This is a genomic window from Variovorax sp. Soil_C_12, assembly GCF_057657375.1.
Genome location: NZ_JBDGIO010000016.1, coordinates 31,868 through 49,069, shown reverse-complemented (window position 1 = coordinate 49,069; position 17,202 = coordinate 31,868). Strand labels below are relative to the sequence as shown.

16 protein-coding genes are annotated in these 17,202 nt (G+C 68.0%); 10 read left to right on the top strand and 6 right to left on the bottom strand.

Going from position 1 to position 17,202, the window contains the following annotated elements; genetic code table 11:
- Window positions 1–35 precede the first annotated feature (35 nt).
- The 5 genes from AC3A6X_RS30150 to gcl form a co-directional block, all read right to left on the bottom strand.
- Complete coding sequence (locus tag AC3A6X_RS30150) at window positions 36–710, bottom strand: hypothetical protein (RefSeq protein ID WP_487845617.1); 675 nt, start codon at window positions 708–710, stop codon at window positions 36–38.
- A complete protein-coding gene (locus AC3A6X_RS30145) occupies window positions 695–1,828 on the bottom strand; it encodes a hypothetical protein (RefSeq protein ID WP_487845616.1) in 1,134 nt (377 codons plus the stop codon). The genes AC3A6X_RS30150 and AC3A6X_RS30145 overlap by 16 nt, the downstream gene beginning before the upstream one ends.
- 133 nt (window positions 1,829–1,961) lie before the next feature.
- Window positions 1,962–2,864 carry a 2-hydroxy-3-oxopropionate reductase gene (locus AC3A6X_RS30140; protein ID WP_487845615.1) on the bottom strand — a complete coding sequence of 301 codons (903 nt, stop codon included), beginning with the start codon at window positions 2,862–2,864 and terminating at the stop codon, window positions 1,962–1,964.
- 39 nt (window positions 2,865–2,903) lie between these two features.
- On the bottom strand, window positions 2,904–3,683 hold the full coding sequence (gene hyi, locus AC3A6X_RS30135) for a hydroxypyruvate isomerase (RefSeq protein ID WP_487845614.1): 780 nt from the start codon (window positions 3,681–3,683) through the stop codon (window positions 2,904–2,906).
- Between the two features lie 19 nt (window positions 3,684–3,702).
- Window positions 3,703–5,496 carry a glyoxylate carboligase gene (gcl, locus tag AC3A6X_RS30130; protein ID WP_487845613.1) on the bottom strand — a complete coding sequence of 598 codons (1,794 nt, stop codon included), beginning with the start codon at window positions 5,494–5,496 and terminating at the stop codon, window positions 3,703–3,705.
- Window positions 5,497–5,690: 194 nt separating this feature from the next.
- Here gcl and AC3A6X_RS30125 point away from each other — a divergent pair, with 194 nt between their 5' ends.
- Window positions 5,691–6,593, top strand: coding sequence for a LysR family transcriptional regulator (locus AC3A6X_RS30125; protein WP_487845612.1), 903 nt, complete (start codon window positions 5,691–5,693; stop codon window positions 6,591–6,593).
- On the opposite strand, the gene AC3A6X_RS30120 is transcribed toward AC3A6X_RS30125, so the two are convergent.
- Window positions 6,594–7,412 carry an IclR family transcriptional regulator gene (locus tag AC3A6X_RS30120; RefSeq protein ID WP_487845611.1) on the bottom strand — a complete coding sequence of 273 codons (819 nt, stop codon included), beginning with the start codon at window positions 7,410–7,412 and terminating at the stop codon, window positions 6,594–6,596.
- Window positions 7,413–7,630: 218 nt separating this feature from the next.
- Between AC3A6X_RS30120 and AC3A6X_RS30115 the strand changes: the two genes are divergently transcribed.
- From AC3A6X_RS30115 to AC3A6X_RS30075, 9 genes are all read left to right on the top strand, one after another.
- The gene (locus AC3A6X_RS30115) at window positions 7,631–8,719 is read left to right on the top strand and encodes an ABC transporter ATP-binding protein (RefSeq protein ID WP_487845610.1); all 1,089 of its coding nucleotides are present in this window, start codon (window positions 7,631–7,633) and stop codon (window positions 8,717–8,719) included.
- A complete protein-coding gene (locus tag AC3A6X_RS30110) occupies window positions 8,716–9,621 on the top strand; it encodes an ABC transporter permease (RefSeq protein ID WP_487845609.1) in 906 nt (301 codons plus the stop codon). The genes AC3A6X_RS30115 and AC3A6X_RS30110 overlap by 4 nt, the downstream gene beginning before the upstream one ends.
- Window positions 9,622–9,626: 5 nt before the next feature.
- Entirely contained in the window at window positions 9,627–10,421 is a 795-nt protein-coding gene (locus AC3A6X_RS30105) for an ABC transporter permease (protein ID WP_487845608.1), read from the top strand.
- Entirely contained in the window at window positions 10,418–10,807 is a 390-nt protein-coding gene (locus AC3A6X_RS30100) for a (2Fe-2S)-binding protein (protein ID WP_487845607.1), read from the top strand. Before AC3A6X_RS30105 ends, AC3A6X_RS30100 begins: the two co-directional genes overlap by 4 nt.
- Window positions 10,804–12,195, top strand: a complete 1,392-nt coding sequence (locus tag AC3A6X_RS30095; protein WP_487845606.1) for an FAD/NAD(P)-dependent oxidoreductase — start codon at window positions 10,804–10,806, stop codon at window positions 12,193–12,195. The genes AC3A6X_RS30100 and AC3A6X_RS30095 overlap by 4 nt, the downstream gene beginning before the upstream one ends.
- Window positions 12,192–13,376: an NAD(P)/FAD-dependent oxidoreductase gene (locus tag AC3A6X_RS30090; protein ID WP_487845605.1), complete on the top strand. Its 1,185-nt coding sequence runs from the start codon at window positions 12,192–12,194 to the stop codon at window positions 13,374–13,376. Before AC3A6X_RS30095 ends, AC3A6X_RS30090 begins: the two co-directional genes overlap by 4 nt.
- A gap of 12 nt (window positions 13,377–13,388) precedes the next feature.
- A complete protein-coding gene (locus AC3A6X_RS30085) occupies window positions 13,389–14,429 on the top strand; it encodes an ABC transporter substrate-binding protein (RefSeq protein WP_487845604.1) in 1,041 nt (346 codons plus the stop codon).
- A gap of 31 nt (window positions 14,430–14,460) precedes the next feature.
- Window positions 14,461–15,978 (top strand): L-piperidine-6-carboxylate dehydrogenase, encoded by a 1,518-nt coding sequence (gene amaB / locus AC3A6X_RS30080; RefSeq protein ID WP_487845603.1) that lies wholly within the window; start codon window positions 14,461–14,463, stop codon window positions 15,976–15,978.
- 111 nt (window positions 15,979–16,089) lie between these two features.
- Entirely contained in the window at window positions 16,090–17,187 is a 1,098-nt protein-coding gene (locus AC3A6X_RS30075; protein ID WP_487845602.1) for a cupin-like domain-containing protein, read from the top strand.
- The last annotated feature ends 15 nt before the right edge of the window (window positions 17,188–17,202 follow it).

Sequence of the window (17,202 nt, the reverse complement as noted above, 5' to 3'; positions counted from 1 at the left end):
TCTTATCGAAAGACGTGAAATCGGGTACGTGCGCATCAGACCATAGAGAGGACATTGGAGGCAAGGGCTTCAACTGGATTGTGTCGTCGAATTCGTATTGAAGGTACCTTAGATTCTCCATTTCTGTGGGATTGAGTTCCTGGTTTTTTTTGCCTTTTGAGCAATTTGCAAAATAGTTTCTTTTGCAAATCAACGTCTTCTTCGAGAGCTTCCAGAAATTTCTTTTGGTTATCGTCTAATTTATCTGAAATCGACCTAACTCGTTCCAGATCTCGACTTTGCTTGTAGACGCCAAGTTGATATTCGAGATCGCGTAAGGACTGCATTTCTTCGGCGGTGAGGGTCTTTGGATTACGCGCCCAGAGTGCCTCGAGAGCTGGCCTCTTTTTGAACTCATCTTGAATATCCGCCAGGTAGTTCGCGTGCACAGCGTCGAGTTGGCCGGGCAAGCTCGTCAGCCGTTCGATTTCTCGCTGATATAATTGAAAGTTTCTCTCATCGATCAATTTTTGGCGATCTTTGGCCGGAACATTTAGTAGTACTTTCGCAAAATTTGTCAGCTCAAGGATGTATTGCTTATGAGCGGCTTCGTCTGCAAGGTTGGCATGGTTCGCTCTCGCAAAATATTCCTTTCTCTCCAGATAGCGCATGATGGATGCGACTACCACATCGTCCAGGAATTCCAATATGCCAATCACCGCTGCATGCACCAGCGAATCCTGAATGTTGATCTGGGCGCTGGCAAAAAGCTCTCGCGGTACAGTTTCGTTGCCGACGGGTCGCGGGAGGCTACCAGCGCCCGAATGGGGCGAAGCACCGCCATTGTTATGCCACCACCCAATTGCAGTCCGGCATAGAGAATTCCTGATGCAAGCACGCCTTCCAGTCGAAGCGATGTGGTGTTGTCGCTGACAGGAGCGATGAAATTGAGAGAATCGCGAATGATGGCATAGGGCGCGAACGACAACATTGACGTAGCCAATGCGTTAGCCGAGCCCTTCGCGTAGCAGGCAAGTACCGCGCCGAGTTGCATGAGGGCCAGCAATGTGCGCGAAACGACACTGGGGACATTGGCTTCGTGTCCACGAACGGATATCACACCGCCGAGCAAATTCATGGCGGGACCCAAGGTAATCGCCACAATGCCCGCGACGTGGGGGATGATGCTTTCGCCGTCGGATGCAATGGACCTGCTCAAATAGAAGGCGACGGCGTCGCGCACGAAAGTGCTTATCGTGACGGCGAGCCAGGTGCGCAGGCCCACATTGAATAAGTTGGCCGCCCATCGGCCAGTGTCGCTCTCGAATTCGTTGTTGAAGACCTTGCAGAGAAACTCGATAAGCGCGATGCGGCGCTGCTGCTGGGCTTCGGGGGAACTTCCCGGATGGTCCGCCACGGCTTCCTGCAGGTGGATTGCAACGCAAGCGATTTCATTCGACAGCGCCAATGTTTCGAGGTCGAACTTGTCGTCGCGGACGAGCTCTTCTGCGCATTCGCTTAGCTGGTTGGCTCTCCGATTCTCGTCAGGGGACATGCCTTGCTGCATGTCCTTAGTCATGTCTTGGATGGCGAGACCTAAGTTCTTCTTCCAAAGCGTGCTAAAGGATTGCAGTTGGTGTCGATTGAGCCGAGGGGGGGGCTGTCTACCGAGCTGAGCTTGGAGTTGCTGCTGGGTCTTGTGGATATTGAGCGGCGGCACCTTGGAAGCGGCGCGCTCCCCTGTGACTTGCGCTTGCTCTATCTCTATCCTCGTTTCTTTCGGCTCCTGCGCCTTCTCCGGCGTTGTTGTCGAGTACGACGAGGAGTAATTGGCGCTGCGAACGTACATGGGGCGGCTTCCTTCCTGAGGGTCTTTGGAAGGGCCGTGTGTAACAGCGACCTACAGGCGGGTCAAACTTTGTCGCAAATTGTCGCCTCTACCGCATGGAAGCAGCGGGTACGACGCGCCTGCCGCGCGCCGCTCAGCCCTCGCGCGCCACCGGATGCTGCGCCAACGCCTCCAGCGCCAGCACCAACGCCGAATGATCATCCTGCCCGTGCCCCAGTGCCGCGCAAGCATTCATCAGCTGCGCCGCGCCGGCCGTCTGCGGCAGCGCCACGCCCAGCGCGCGCGCACTCTGCATCGCCAGGTTCAAATCCTTCTGGTGCAGCGCGATGCGGAAGCCCGGCGCGAAAGTGCGCTTGATCATCCGTTCCCCATGCACTTCAAGGATGCGCGAGGAGGCGAAGCCGCCCATCAGCGCCTGCCGCACCTTGGCCGGATCGGCGCCGGCCTTGCTGGCGAACACCAGCGCCTCGCCGACGGCCGCGATGTTGAGCGCCACGATGATCTGGTTGGCCACCTTGCACACCTGGCCGTCGCCCGCAGCGCCGACCAGCGTGACGTTCTTGCCCATCTTCTCGAGCAGGGGCCGCACGCGGCCGAAGACGCCTTCGTCGCCGCCGCACATGATGGTCAGGCTGGCCGCCTTGGCACCCACCTCGCCGCCCGAGACCGGCGCGTCGACGTAGCCGCAGCCCAGTTCCTCGATGCGCTTGGCGAAGCCCTTGGTCGCGATCGGGTCGATGGAGCTGCAGTCCACCACCGTCTTCCCCTTGGTCAGTGCCGAGGCCACGCCGTTCTCGCCGAACAGCACCTTCTCCACATCGGGCGTGTCGGGGACCATGACGAAGATCGCGTCGGCCTGCTTCGTCACCTCGGCGGCCGAGCCGCACACGGTGGCGCGCGAGGTGAAGGGCTCGGGCACCGGGCCCTGCGTGTTGACGAAGAGCGTGTGGCCGGCGTCGAGCAGGTGGCCGGCCATGGGTGCCCCCATGATGCCGAGGCCGATGAAACCGATCTTCTGGGATGCCGTGTTGGACATGCGATGAATTCCTTGTCTTGTGTGTCTGTGTTCGTGTCGTTACTGGGTGAGGGCGCTGCGCCACCCGAGGCCGTCGACGGTGGTGCCGCGCGGCTTGTACTCGCATCCGATCCAGCCGGTGTAGCCGGCGGCATCGATGTGCTTGAAGAGCCACGGGTAGTTGATTTCCCCCGTGCCCGGCTCGCCGCGGCCCGGGTTGTCGGCCAGCTGGATGTGGCCGATGCGGGCCATGTTCTTGCTCATCGTGGCGGCCAGCTCGCCTTCCATGCGCTGTGCGTGGTAGATGTCGTACTGCAGCAGCAGGTTGGTCGAACCCACCTCGTCGATGATGGCCAGCGCCTGGTCGGTGCGGGTCAGGAAGAAGCCGGGAATGTCGAAGTGGTTGATCGGCTCGATCAGCAGCATGATCCCCGCGGTCTGCAGTTCCCTGGCGGCGAAGCGCAGGTTCTCGACGGCCACCTTGCGCGCCTCCGCGGCGCTCACGCCGTCCGGCAGCTTGCCGAGCAGGCAGTTGAGCTTGGGGCAGCCCAGCGCGGTCGCGTAGTCGATCGCCATGCCCACGCCCTCGCGGAACTCGCCCACGCGGTCGGGGTGGCAGGCAATGCCGCGCTCGCCCGTCTCCCAGTTGCCCGCGGGCAGGTTGTGCAGCACCTGCTGCAGGCCGTTGGCGCGCAGCGCGGCGGTGAGTTCCTTCTTGTCGAAGGCGTAGGGGAACAGATACTCGACGGCCTTGAAGCCCGCCTTGGCAGCGGCCTCGAAGCGCTGCATGAAAGGCAGCTCGGTGAAGAGCATCGTCAGGTTGGCTGCGAAACGCGGCATCTTGTTTGTCTCCTCGGAATCAATCCAGCATCGCGGCGGCGACGGAGCTGGGTGCGTCGGCAAGGCTCTCGGCCAGCGCCTCGAACTCGTTGATGGCGTCGATCTCGGTGCCCATCGCGATGTTGGTCACGCGCTCGAGCATCACCTCGATCACCACCGGCACGCTGAACTCGGCCATCAGCTTCTCGGCGCGCTCGATGGCGGGCTTGATCTCTTCCTGCTTGTAGACGCGGATCGCCTTGCAGCCCAGGCCTTCCACCACCTTCAGGTGGTCGACGCCGTACTCGCGCTCGACGCCGCTCTCTTCGGTGGCGTTGATGTTCTCGAAGCCCAGCTGCACGCAGTAGTCCATCTCGAAGCCGCGCTGCGCCTGGCGGATCAGGCCCAGGTAGGAGTTGTTGACCACGATGTGGATGTAGGGCAGCTTGAACTGCGCGCCCACCGCCAGTTCCTCGACCATGAACTGGAAGTCGTAGTCGCCCGAGAGCGCGACGATCCTGCGCGCCGGGTCGGCGGCACGCACGCCCAGGGCCGCGGGGATGGTCCAGCCCAGCGGGCCGGCCTGGCCGCAGTTGATCCAGTTGCGCGGGTTGTAGACGTGCAGGAACTGCGCCGCCGCGATCTGCGACAGCCCGATGGTGCTGACGTAGCAGGTCTCGCGCTCGAAGTTGCGGTTCATGCACTGGTAGACGCGCTGCGGCTTCATCGGCACGTCGTCGAAATTGGTCTTGCGCAGCATGGTCTTCTTGCGCTCGAGGCACTCGCCCGCCCAGTCGCGGCGGCTGGGCAGCTGGCCCTTGGCCTTCATGTCCTCGGCCACTTCGACGAAGAGCTCGAGCGCGGCCTTGGCGTCGGAGACGATGCCGAAGTCGGGCGTGAACACGCGGCCGATCTGCGTGGGCTCGATGTCCACGTGAACGAAGGTGCGGCCCTTGGTGTAGACCTCGACCGAGCCGGTGTGGCGGTTGGCCCAGCGGTTGCCGATGCCCAGCACGAAGTCGGAGGCCAGCATCGTGGCGTTGCCGTAGCGGTGGCTGGTCTGCAGGCCGCACATGCCGGCCATCAGCGGATGGTCGTCGGGGATCGTGCCCCAGCCCATCAGCGTCGGGATCACCGGCACGCCGGTGGCCTCGGCGAAGCGCACCAGCAGGTCGCTGGCGTTCGCGTTGATGATGCCGCCGCCGGCCACGATCAGCGGGCGCTCGGCCGCGTTCAGCATGGCAATGGCCTTCTCGATCTGCGCGCGGCTGGCGGCCGGCTTGTAGGGCGTGAGCGGCTGGTAGGTCTCGATGTCGAACTCGATCTGCGCCATCTGCACGTCGAAGGGCAGGTCGATCAGCACCGGGCCCGGGCGGCCCGAGCGCATCAGGTGGAAGGCCTGCTGGAACACCTGCGGCACCTGGCCCGGCTCGCGCACCGTGACCGACCACTTGGTGACCGGCTTCGAGATGGACTCGATGTCCACCGCCTGGAAGTCCTCCTTGTAGAGGCGGGCGCGCGGCGCCTGGCCGGTGATGCAGAGGATCGGGATCGAGTCGGCCCAGGCCGAGTACAGGCCGGTGATCATGTCGGTGCCGGCCGGGCCCGAAGTGCCGATGCACACGCCGATGTTGCCGGCCACCGCGCGGGTGTAGCCCTCGGCCATGTGCGAGGCGCCCTCGACGTGGCGCGCCAGGATGTGGCCGATGGTGCCTTGCTTGCGCAGCGCCGAGTAGAGCGGATTGATGGCGGCGCCGGGTACGCCGAAGGCTTGCGTGACGCCTTCTTTTTCCATCACCAGAACGGCGGCCTGGGCCGCGGACATCTTTGCCATTTGAAGTCTCCTTGGGAATGCCTGGACTTTAGGAATTCGGGGCGTTTGGCAGAAGGCGGCGCCGGGCCATAAAACCTATTCCGCCGTGGAATAAGTGGCTGTCCCCGCCGCCGGGCCGCCCCAAGACGGGCGCGCCCCCTTGGGGGGCAGCGAGGACACGCAGTGCCGAGGGTGGGGGCACTACTATCCGGGGCATGGATCGACTGTTGGCAATGGAGATGTTCGTTCGCGTGGTGGAGACCGGCAGCTTCTCCAAGGCCGCGCGCGAGTTCAACACCACCCAGCCCACCGTGACCAAGCAGGTCGCGGCCACTGAGGCGCGGCTGAAGGTGCGGCTGCTCAACCGCAACACGCGCGGCGTGAGCCTGACCGAATCGGGCTCGCTCTACTACGAGAAGTGCAAGTCCATCGTTCACGAGGCCGAGGAGGCCGAGCAGGTGGTGCGGCGGCGCGAGTCGCAGGCCCAGGGCCTGCTGCGCATCGGCACCTCGGTCGCCTTCGGCCGGCGCGTGGTGGTGCCGCTGGCGCTGGAGTACATGGCGCGCCACCCGCAGGTGCAGGTCGACCTGAGCTTCGAGGACCGCTACGTGGACCTCATCGCCCAGGGCATCGACGTCGCGGTGCGCATGGGCAAGCTGGCCGACTCATCGCTGGGCGCGCGCTTCCTCGGCATGAACCCTTGGGTCATGGTGGCGGCGCCGGGCTACCTGAAGAAGCACGGCACGCCCAAGCGCGCCCAGGACCTGAGCGCGCATGTGGCGCTGATCTACAGCAGCGTGGTGGGCGACGACGTGTGGCGCATGCACACGCCCAAGGGCGAGCCGGTGACGGTGCCGGTCTCCGGCCGGCTGCGCTCCAACAACGTCTCGGCCGTGCTGGCCGCGGCGCGCGAGGGGCTGGGCATCGCGCTGATGCCGCGCTACGTGGCCAGTGATTCACTGGCGGCCGGCAAGGTGGTGGAAGTGCTGCCGGGCCATGCACTGCCGGAGCAGGAGATCCATGCCGTGTTCCCGTCGCCCAAGCTGGTGCCGGGGAAGGTGTCGAGCTTCGTGGCCTTCCTGCAGGGGCGGTTCGGGGAAGGGTGGTGGGCGCGGTAGCTACGGCGCCGCGCCCGACAGCCGCTGCGCCGGCCGCCGCAGGGTCGAATCGAAGGGGTGGATCTTCGGGCCGATCGCCTCGGCTTCCCGCTTGAGCAGCGACACCACCGTGGGCATGCGCTCGGGGTTCAGGCGATCGGAGATGGTGCCCACGCTCAGGGCCGCCACGGCCCGGCCCTCGCGGTCGAGGATCGGCACCGCGACCCCGGCCATGCCTTCGAGCAGGCCGGTGTTGCGCCCGGCGTAGCCCGACTTGCGCACCTGCTCGATCTCGGTGCGCAGGTACACCTCGTCGAAGACGCCGTACTCGCGCACTCGCGAGAGGTTGAAGCGGATCACCTCCTCGCGCTCGGCCTCGGGCAGGAAGGCAAGGATGGCCATGGCCCCCTGGCCCACGCCGAGCGCGATGCGCCCGCCGATGTCGCCGCTGAAGGAGCGGATGGGGAAGGGGCCTTCGCTGCGGTCCAGGCACACGGCGTCGAAGCCGCTGCGCACCAGCAGGAAGATCGTGTCACCCAGGCTGCCGCACAGGCGCAGCAGGGCGGGCCTGCACAGGGTGCGCAGGTCGCCCGGATTGCCGGCGCGCGCGGCCAGCGCGAAGAAGTCGACGCCCAGGCGGTAGAGCTTGCTGCGCGGGTCCTGCTCGACCACGCCTTCGGCCATCAGCGACTGCAGCAACCGGTGCACCGTGGCCTGCGTCAAACCGACGCTCTTGGCCAGTTGGGTGACGCGGCTGCCCTCGGATGGGGCGTCCGCCAGCGCACGGATCAGGGCGAACAGGCGGGGCACGGCGCCGGTGGCGGTCTCGGAGGTGGTCATGATCTTGCTCTTCGAAATCCTTTGCGCACTATACCGCCATGAAATTCCATTGAACGGAATAATTCGAAGAAAAAGTCCGTTTAATGGAATACCCTGCGCGAGATGGCTTGCTTGTTGCAATAGAGTGGAACGCACCGGCCGGCACTGAAAGCAGCGCAGCCGGCCTCTTTCAGCGGCGGGCCAGCCCCCGGCCGCCGCCTCGGAACCAGGAGTGCCCCATGTCATTTCTCAGCCTGCGCGACGTGAGCAAGTTCTACGGCAGCACCTGCGCCGTCTCGGCCATGAACCTGTCGGTGGAGCAGGGCGAGTTCGTCTCGCTGCTGGGCCCCTCGGGCTGCGGCAAGACCACCACGCTGCAGATGGTGGCCGGCTTCGAGGCGGTGAGCAGCGGCACCATCACGCTGGCCGGGCGCGACATCACGCAGGCCAAGGCCAACAGCCGCGGGCTGGGCATCGTGTTCCAGAGCTACGCGCTGTTCCCGCACATGACGGTGGCCGACAACGTGAGCTTCGGCCTGGAGATGCGCAAACTCCCGCGCGCCGAGCGGCAGGAGCGGGTGCGCAGGGCGCTGTCGCTGGTGCATCTCGATGCGCACGCGCAGCGCTATCCGCGCGAGCTCTCCGGCGGCCAGCGCCAGCGCGTGGCCCTGGCGCGCGCGCTGGTCATCGAGCCGCCGGTGCTGCTGCTGGACGAGCCGCTGTCCAACCTCGACGCCAAGCTGCGCGAGGAGATGCAGTTCGAGCTGCGGCAGATCCAGCGCAAGGTCGGCACCACCACGGTGATGGTCACGCACGACCAGAGCGAGGCCCTGTCGGTGAGCGACCGCGTGGTCGTGATGCAGGCCGGCGTGGTGACGCAGGTCGACGAGCCGCAGCGCGTGTACGAGCATCCGCGCACGCGCTTCATCTCCACCTTCGTGGGCAAGGCCAACCTGCTGGAGGCGCGCGTGGGGGAGGTCGGCGCCCGCGTGGGCGTCGCGCTGGGTGGCCTGCGCCTCGACGTCGCGGTCGACAACCCGGCAGACTTCTCGTCCGGTTCCACCGCGCTGTTCAGCGTGCGCCCCGAGAAGCTGCAGCTGCGGCCCTGCGGCCAGGGCCGAATGGACGGCGAGGTGCAGGAGCGCTTCTTCCTCGGCAGCCAATGGCTCTACCGCCTCTCGACCGAGGCCGGCGACTGGACCGTGCTCTGCCCGAACGACGGGCGCGAATCGCTGGCCGTGGGCCAGGCCGCGGCGATCGACTGGCCCGACCACTGCGCGCGCCTGCTGCCGGGCGAGGTGCCGGCGGCGCAGGAGGCGTTGGCATGAGTGCCGACCTGGCGGCCGCGCCGATGCCTTCGGCCATGTCCGCATCCGCGCCCGCGCGTCACGCGGTGCCCTGGCTGCTCACCGCGCCGGCCTTCGTCCTGTTCGCGACGCTGCTGCTTGCCCCGTTGCTGCTGACCGCCGTGCTGTCCTTCAACGTCTACGACGCCGCCTCGGGCGTCAAGGCCGGCCAGTACACGCTCGAGCACTACGCGCACGTTTTCAGCGACGACTACTACCTCGCCATCTTCTGGCGCACCTTCTGGATCTCGATGTTGGTCACGCTGATCTGCGTGGCCGTCGGTGCGCCCGAGGCCTATGTGCTCAGCCGCATGCGCAACCCGTGGCGCGCCGTGCTGCTGCTGGTGGTGTTGGCGCCGCTCCTGGTCTCGGTGGTGGTGCGGGCCTTCGGCTGGAGCATGCTGCTGGGCCCCGAGGGGCTGGTCAACGGGCTCCTGCGCGCCCTCGGCATCGGCCCGGTGAAGATGCTCTACACCGAGATCGCCGTGGTGGTGGCGCTGGTGCACGTGATGATGCCCTTCATGGTCATCGCCGTGTGGACCTCGCTGCAGAAGCTCGACGCCGGCGTGGAGAACGCGGCGCTCTCGCTCGGCGCCTCGCCCTTCACCACGCTGCGGCGCGTGGTGCTGCCGCAGGTGATGCCGGGCGTGCTCTCCGGCAGCCTGATCGTGTTCGGCCTGAGCGCGAGCTCCTTCGCCATCCCGGGCCTGCTCGGCGGCCGGCGGCTGAAGATGGTCGCCACGGTGGTCTACGACGAGTACCTGCACGAGCTCAACTGGCCGCTCGGCGCCACCGTGGCGCTGGTGCTGCTGGCGGCCAACCTGGTCGTCATGCTCAGCCTCAACCGCATGGTCGAAGGCCGCTACAAGAAAGCGCTGGGGTAGGGCCTGTGCGCAACAACGGACCCATCGCCCTCGCGTTCAACGCGCTCGTCATCGGCTTCATGCTGGCACCGCTGCTGGTGGTGTGCGTGGTGGCCTTCACGCCGCACAACACGCTCACCATCCCGACCACCGAGTTCTCGCTGCGCTGGTTCCGCGCGGTGTTCGCGCATTCGGACTTCGTGTCCTCGTTCTGGAACAGCCTGCGGCTGGCGCTGTGCTCGGCCACGCTGGCCACGGTGCTCGCGGTGCCGGCGGCCATCGCGATCACGCGTCATCGCTTTCCGGGGCGGGACTTCCTCAACGCGCTGTTCCTTTCGCCGCTGATCATTCCGCACCTGGTGCTGGGCGTGGCCATGCTGCGCATGTTCGCGCTGGTCGGCGGCACCGGCAGCTTCGGCTGGCTGGTGCTGGCGCACACGGTGATCGTCACGCCCTACACGCTGCGGCTGGTGCTGGCGGCGCTGGTGGGCTTCGACCGCAGCGCCGAGCAGGCCGCACTCTCGCTCGGCGCCAGCCAGGCCACGGTGTTCCGGCGCATCACGCTGCCGATGATCCTGCCGGGCGTCACCGGCGGCTGGATGCTGGGCTTCATCAACAGCTTCGACGAGGTCACGATGTCCATCTTCGTCACCGCGCCCTCGACGGTGACGCTGCCGGTGCGCATGTACATGTACGCGACGGAATCCATCGACCCGCTGATGGCCGCCGTCTCGGCCTTGATGATCGCCGTCACGGCTGCCGCGATGCTGCTGCTCGACCGCGTGTACGGGCTGGACCGCGTGCTGGTGGGGCGCGCATGACATCGATCAGTCAAACCCCGGCGGCTGCGCCGCTGCTGCACCGCGTGGCCGAGACGGCCCGCGCCCCGATCCCCTTCACGCTCGACGGCGTGGCCTGCACCGCGCTGGCGGGTGACACCGTGCTCACCGCCGTGCTGACCCACGCCGGCCAGCTGCGCCGCAACGAGTTCAGCGGCGCGCCGCGCGCCGGCTTCTGCATGATGGGCGCCTGCCAGGACTGCTGGGTGCAGACGGGGGAGGGTGGGCGACTGCGGGCCTGCTCGACCTTCGTGCAGGCCGGCATGAGCCTGGTCACCGAGGTGGTGGTCGTGCGCGACGCGGTCTTGCTCCCTCCCCCGGAAGGGGAGGGAGCAATGCACCCATCCGAGCGGGAGGGGCAGGCATGACGCGGGAAGCACCCCCGCCGGTCATCGTCGGCGCCGGCCCGGCCGGCGTCCGCGCCGCGCAGACGCTGGTGGCCCATGGCCTGCGGCCGGTCGTCATCGACGAGGCCGCGCGCGCCGGCGGCCAGGTCTACCGCCGCCAGCCGCCGCAGTTCGGCCGCAGCAGCCGCACGCTGTACGGCTTCGAGGCCGGGCGCGCCGACGCGTTGCACCAGGCCTTCGACGCGCTGCGCGGGCAGGTCGAGCACCAGGGCGACAGCCTCGTGTGGAACGTGCAGGACAACCGGCTCGACGTGCTGCACGGGCCCACCCAGCGCACCCGCCGCGTGGCCTTCGACGGGTTGATCGTCGCCACCGGCGCGACCGACCGCGTGCTGCCGGTTCCGGGCTGGACGCTGCCCGGCGTCTACACGCTGGGCGGCGCGCAGGTGGCGCTGAAGTTCCAGGCCTGTGCGATCGGCCAGCGCGTGGTGTTCATGGGCACCGGGCCCTTGCTCTACCTGGTCGGCTACCAGTACGCCAAGGCCGGCGCGCGGGTCGCGGCCGTGCTCGACACCGCGCGCTTCGCAGACCAGTGCGCCGCATTGCCGGCCATGGTCACGCAGCCGGCCGTGCTGCTCAAGGGCCTCTACTACGTGGCCTGGCTGCGCGCCCATGGCGTCGCGCTGCACGGCGGCGTGCGGCCGCTGCGCGTGCTCGGCACGGATCGGGTCGAAGGCGTGGCCTGGCACGACGGCCGCGCCGAACACACGCTCGAGGCCGACGCCGTGGGCTTCGGCTACGCCTTGCGCTCCGAGACGCAGCTGGCGGACCTGCTCGGCTGCCGCTTCGCCTACGCGCCGCTGCACCGCGCGCACCTGCCCGAGCGCGACGCCGCCGGGCGCAGCAGCGTGGCCGGCGTCTACCTGGCGGGCGACGGCGCCGGCATCCTGGGCGCCGATGCCGCCGAATGGGCCGGCGAGCGCGCCGCGCTGGCGCTGCTGCAGGACCGCGGCATGCCGATCGATGCCTCGCGCGCGCAGGCGCTCGAGCGCAAGCTCGCGCGCATCGCGGACTTTCGCGCGGGCCTGGAGCGGGCCTTTCCCTTCCCGCAGGACTGGGCTGCGCACGCGCCGGACGAGCTGGTGGTCTGCCGCTGCGAGAACGTCACGGCCGGGACCTTGCGCCAGACTGTGCGCGAGGCGGGCGCCGAGGAGATCAACCGCCTGAAGGCCCTGTGCCGCGTGGGCATGGGCCGCTGCCAGGGCCGCATGTGCGGCGTGGCAGCGGCCGAGCTGTTGGCGCATGCCAGCGGCCAGCAACTGCCGCAGGTCGGGCGGCTGCGCGGCCAGGCACCCATCAAGCCCATCCCGATGCAGCTGGCCGCCGCGCAGGAGGGCCTGCCTTCATGACGCGGCGCATCGACTGCGACGTGGCCATCGTCGGCGGCGGCATCGTCGGCGCCTCCGCGGCGCTGGCGCTGCGCCGCATGGGCCGGCAGGTGGTGCTGCTGGAGCGCGACCTGTGCGGCTCGCGTTCCAGCGGCGTGAACTTCGGCGGCGTGCGCCGGCAGGGGCGGCCGATCAGCCAGCTGCCGCTCGCGCAGCGCGCGCACCGCATCTGGGGCGAGCTGGCGAGGACCATCGGCACCGACGGCGAGTACGTTCGTTCGGGCCATTTCAAGATCGCGCGCAGCGAGGCCGACCTCGCCGCGCTGGAGCACTACCGCGCGCAGACACGCGACTTCGACCTCGGCCTCGAGATGATCAGCGGCGCGCGCTTGCGCGAGCGCTCTTCGTGGCTGGGCGCGAAGGCCCTGGGCGGCTCCTTCTGCCCGGAGGACGGCCAGGCCAACCCGCGCCTGGTGTCGCCGGCCTTCGCGCGCGCCGCAGAGCGCGCCGGCGCGCAGGTGCTGGAGCGCACGCGTTTGGACGAGGCGGCCCACGACGGCCAGCGCTTCGTGCTGCGGAGCATCGCGGCGGGCCTGGAAGTGCGCGCGCCGGTGCTGCTCAACTGCGCCGGCGCCTGGGCCGGCCCGCTGGCCGCGCAGTTCGGCGACGCGCTGCCGCTGCGCGCCGGCCATCCGGCGATGGCCGTGACCGAGCCGCTGCCGGTCTTCATGGACTGGAGCCTGGGCGTCGAAGGCGGCGGCATCTACTGCCGGCAGGTGGCGCGCGGCAACGTCGTGATGGGCGGCGGCGCCGGCTTCGCGCTCGACGACGAGCGCGCGCGCGTGGAGCGCGACTCCATCGACGGCATCAGCCGCCAGGCCATCGAGCTGCTGCCCGCGCTGCGCCATGCCCACATCATCCGCACCTGGAGCGGCACCGAGGGCTACCTGCCCGACCGCCAGCCGGTGCTGGGCGAGAGCCCGCGCAGGCCGGGCCTGATCCACGGCTTCGGCTTTGCCGGCGCCGGCTTCCAGATCGGCCCCGCCGCCGGCGAGGTGCTGGCCGAGCTGGCCTGCCACGGCCGCAGCAGCACGCCGATCGAGGCCTTCGCGGTCGACCGCTTCGAGCGCGCAGCCGAAGCGGTGCCCGCGAATGCGCCGAACCCTTCACCCCGTCCCCAACCCATCTCCGTCGCACGCTGAAAGGAAGTTCCCATGAACCGCCCCATCTCCCTCGCCGCCGCGCTCGCGGCCCTGCTCGCCGCAGGCACCGCCTTCGCCCAGTCCAAGACGCTCTACATCGGCATGAACGGTGGCACCTTCGAGAAAACGTACACCCAGTACGTCTTCCCCGAGTTCGAGAAGCAGACCGGCGCCAAGGTGGTGGTGGTGCCGGGCACCTCCTCGGACATCCTGGCCAAGGCGCAGGCCAACAAGGACAAGCCGCAGATGCACGTGATGTTCCTCGACGACGGCATCATGTACCGCGCCATCGGCATGGGCCTGTGCGAGAAGCAGCGCCCCAGCGCAGCGCTCGACGCGCTCTATCCCGCGGCCCGCTTCAAGGGCGACATGGCCAGCGGCGTGAGCCTGGGCATGACCGGGCTGGCCTACAACAAGAAGATGTTCACCGACAAGGGCTGGGCCGCACCCACTTCGTGGATGGACCTGGCCGACCCGAAGTACAAGGGCAAGGTGGTGTTCCAGTCGATGCCTTCTTCCTCCTTCGGCCTGCACGGCTTTTTGATGTTCAACCGCATCCAGGGCGGCAACGACAAGAACGTCGACCCCGGCTTCAACGCCTGGGCCAAGACCATCGGGCCCAACGTGCTCGAGTACATCCCGAGCTCGGCCAAGCTGTCGGAGATGGTGCAGACCGGCGAGGCCGCGATCTTCCCGCTCACGCCCACCGCGGTGGCGGCCCTCAAGGAGAAGGGCATCCCGGTCGAGTACGCGCAGCCCAAGGAAGGCTCGGTGGTGCTCACCGTCGGCCAGTGCGTGATCGCCAACAACAGCGAGCCCGAGCTGGCGCAGAAGCTGGCCGAGTTCCTGCTCAGTCCGCAGGCGCAGGCCGCGGCGCTGCAGTACGGCAGCCAACTGCCGACCAATCCGAAGACGCCGGCCAGCGGCGATGCCGGCGCACAGGTCGCGAAGGTCAACGAGTGGATGAAGAATGCAGTCACGGTCGACTGGGAAAGCATCAACGCGAACCGCCCCGGCTGGAACGCGCGCTGGAACAAGACGATCGAAAAATGACGCACAACGGATTGAGACACAAGGACCCGACATGACCCCTCCCGCCACCCAGACCCAGAGCCTGCTCGAACGCCTGGGCGTACCCGCCGAGGCGCTGCGCGGCGGTCCGCTGGCCGTGCGCTCGCCCATCGACGGCAGCGCGCTGGCCCAGCTCCCGGTACACACGGCCGACGACGTCTCGCGCATGGTCGGCGAGGCGCAATCCGCCTTCCTGGCCTGGCGCAGCGTGCCCGCGCCGCGGCGCGGCGAGCTGATCCGCCTGTTGGGCGAGGAGCTGCGCGCCGAGAAGGAGGCCCTCGGCGCGCTGGTCTCGCTCGAGGCCGGCAAGATCCTCACCGAAGGCCTGGGCGAGGTGCAGGAGATGATCGACATCTGCGACTTCGCGGTCGGCCTGTCGCGCCAGCTGCACGGCCTGACCATCGCCTCGGAGCGCCCGGGCCATCGCATGATGGAGAGCTGGCATCCGCTGGGCGTGGTCGGCGTCATCAGCGCCTTCAACTTCCCGGCCGCGGTGTGGTCGTGGAACTTCGCGCTGGCCATCGTCTGTGGCGACTCGGTGGTGTGGAAGCCGTCGGAGAAGACGCCGCTCACCGCGCTGGCCTGCCAGGCCCTGTTCGAGCGTGCGGCGCGGCGCTTCGGCGCGGAGGCGCCGGCCGGGCTGTCGTGCGTGGCGATCGGCCTGCGCGACATCGGCGAGGCGATCGTCGACGACGCGCGCGTCGCGCTGGTGTCGGCCACCGGCAGCACGCGCATGGGGCGCGAGGTGGGCCCGCGGGTGGCGCAGCGTTTCGGCCGCTGCCTGCTGGAGCTGGGCGGCAACAACGCGGTGGTGGTCACGCCCTCGGCCGACCTCGACCTCGCGGTGCGCGGCATCCTGTTCGCCGCTGCCGGCACCGCGGGACAGCGCTGCACCACCACCCGCCGGCTGATCGTGCACGAGAGCGTGCGTGAGACCCTTGTGGCCCGCCTGCGCAAGGCCTACGAGAAGCTCCCCATCGGCGATCCGCGCGAACCCGGCACGCTGGTGGGCCCGCTGATCGACCGTGCGGCCTTCGAGGCCATGCAGTCGGCGCTGGGCGCGGCGGCGCAAGAGGGCGGCGAGGTCCACGGCGGCGAGCGCGCCCTCGCCGAGGCCTGGCCCGATGCGTACTACGTGCGCCCGGCCATCGTCGAGATGCCGTCGCAGACGGCCACCGTGCGGCACGAGACCTTCGCGCCCATCCTCTACGTGATGGGCTACGAGCGCTTCGAGGACGCGATCGCGATGCACAACGACGTGCCGCAGGGCCTTTCGTCGGCGGTGTTCGGCAACGACCTGCGCGAGACTGAACAGTTCCTCTCGGCGGCCGGGTCGGACTGCGGCATTGCCAACGTCAACATCGGCACCTCGGGCGCCGAGATCGGCGGCGCCTTCGGCGGCGAGAAGGAAACCGGCGGCGGGCGCGAGTCGGGCTCGGACGCGTGGCGCAACTACATGCGGCGCGCCACCAACACCATCAACTACTCGCGCTCGCTGCCGCTGGCGCAGGGCGTGCGCTTCGACGTCTGAGGCAGGGCCTCACAGGGTGTGAATGACCCCGCGTCCGCGGGTCGTTCACGCTGCGCAGACGGCTTGGCTCGGCACACAATGCACATGCCCGAGAACGCAGGAGATCTCCGCATGAAGCCACCCAAGCCGCCTGCTCCGCCACGCCCGCCCGCGAGCCAGGCCGAAAAAGCACCACCGGCGCCTGCGGGCGCAGCACTGACGCCCGAGTGGCTGCGCTGGGTCACCGAGCAGCTGCTGCGCGGCTGCACGCCCGAATCGGTGCTGGCGACCATGACCGCTGCCGGCCTCGACGCGCAAGTCAGCGCGGAGTTGATCGAACAGGTGCCCGGCAACGCGGTCTACATCGCCGCCGAAGGCCGGGCGCAGCAGCTGCGCAAGCTCGAGTCCACGCTGGCCAACCTGCAGCTGCTGTGGGAGATCGACCCGATGTACGGCATCGTGGACAAGCGCGTGTCGGTCAGCGAGGACGAATTCATCGAACGCTACGTGCGGGGTTGCCGGCCCCTGGTGCTCACCGGCCACACACGGGACTGGCCGGCGATGCGGCGCTGGTCGCCGGACGATCTGAAAGAACGCTTCGGCCATCTCGATGTCGAGATCCAGGCCGAGCGCCAGTCGAATCCTCGCTACGAGGAAGACAAGGCCTTGCACCGGCGGAGCGTCCGCCTGGGCGATTTCGTCGACCAGGTGGTGGCCGGCGGCGACACCAACGACTACTACCTCACCGCCAACAACGAAGCCTTGCGGCGGCCCGACTTCGCGCCTCTGCTCGACGACATCGGCAGCCTGCCGCCGTGCTGCGTTCGCGCGGAGCTGGCCGAGCGTTCCTCGTTCTGGTTCGGGCCCGGAGGCACCGTGACCCCCTTGCACCACGACACGCTGATGCTGTTCCACACGCAGGTCGTCGGGCGCAAGCGCTGGCGCCTGATCTCGCCGCTGCAGGGGCAGCGCCTGTACAACACGAATGGCGTCTTCAGCCCCATCGACCTGGATGCGGTCGACCTGAGGCAGTTTCCCCTGTTCGAGGGCGTGCGCGTGCTCGAGGTCGTGGTCTGGCCGGGCGAGACGGTGTTCCTGCCGCTGGGCTGGTGGCACCAGGTGCGCTCGCTGGACATTAGCTTGTCTTTCTCTTACTCGAACCTGGCTTTGCCGATGGCGAACCAGTTCATCTACTTCGACCCAGTGCCGCGTGCCGTCCCGGATGTCTGATGGAGAGCGCGCCCT

Excerpts from the sequence above, each read along its gene's own strand:
- AC3A6X_RS30145 (WP_487845616.1), bottom strand. The coding sequence starts at position 1,828 with ATGTACGTTCGCAGCGCCAATTACTCCTCGTCGTACTCGACAACAACG.
- AC3A6X_RS30140 (WP_487845615.1), bottom strand. The coding sequence starts at position 2,864 with ATGTCCAACACGGCATCCCAGAAGATCGGTTTCATCGGCCTCGGCATC.
- hyi (WP_487845614.1), bottom strand. The coding sequence starts at position 3,683 with ATGCCGCGTTTCGCAGCCAACCTGACGATGCTCTTCACCGAGCTGCCT.
- gcl (WP_487845613.1), bottom strand. The coding sequence starts at position 5,496 with ATGGCAAAGATGTCCGCGGCCCAGGCCGCCGTTCTGGTGATGGAAAAA.
- AC3A6X_RS30125 (WP_487845612.1), top strand. The coding sequence starts at position 5,691 with ATGGATCGACTGTTGGCAATGGAGATGTTCGTTCGCGTGGTGGAGACC.
- AC3A6X_RS30120 (WP_487845611.1), bottom strand. The coding sequence starts at position 7,412 with ATGACCACCTCCGAGACCGCCACCGGCGCCGTGCCCCGCCTGTTCGCC.
- AC3A6X_RS30115 (WP_487845610.1), top strand. The coding sequence starts at position 7,631 with ATGTCATTTCTCAGCCTGCGCGACGTGAGCAAGTTCTACGGCAGCACC.
- AC3A6X_RS30110 (WP_487845609.1), top strand. The coding sequence starts at position 8,716 with ATGAGTGCCGACCTGGCGGCCGCGCCGATGCCTTCGGCCATGTCCGCA.
- AC3A6X_RS30100 (WP_487845607.1), top strand. The coding sequence starts at position 10,418 with ATGACATCGATCAGTCAAACCCCGGCGGCTGCGCCGCTGCTGCACCGC.
- AC3A6X_RS30095 (WP_487845606.1), top strand. The coding sequence starts at position 10,804 with ATGACGCGGGAAGCACCCCCGCCGGTCATCGTCGGCGCCGGCCCGGCC.
- AC3A6X_RS30090 (WP_487845605.1), top strand. The coding sequence starts at position 12,192 with ATGACGCGGCGCATCGACTGCGACGTGGCCATCGTCGGCGGCGGCATC.
- AC3A6X_RS30085 (WP_487845604.1), top strand. The coding sequence starts at position 13,389 with ATGAACCGCCCCATCTCCCTCGCCGCCGCGCTCGCGGCCCTGCTCGCC.
- amaB (WP_487845603.1), top strand. The coding sequence starts at position 14,461 with ATGACCCCTCCCGCCACCCAGACCCAGAGCCTGCTCGAACGCCTGGGC.
- AC3A6X_RS30075 (WP_487845602.1), top strand. The coding sequence starts at position 16,090 with ATGAAGCCACCCAAGCCGCCTGCTCCGCCACGCCCGCCCGCGAGCCAG.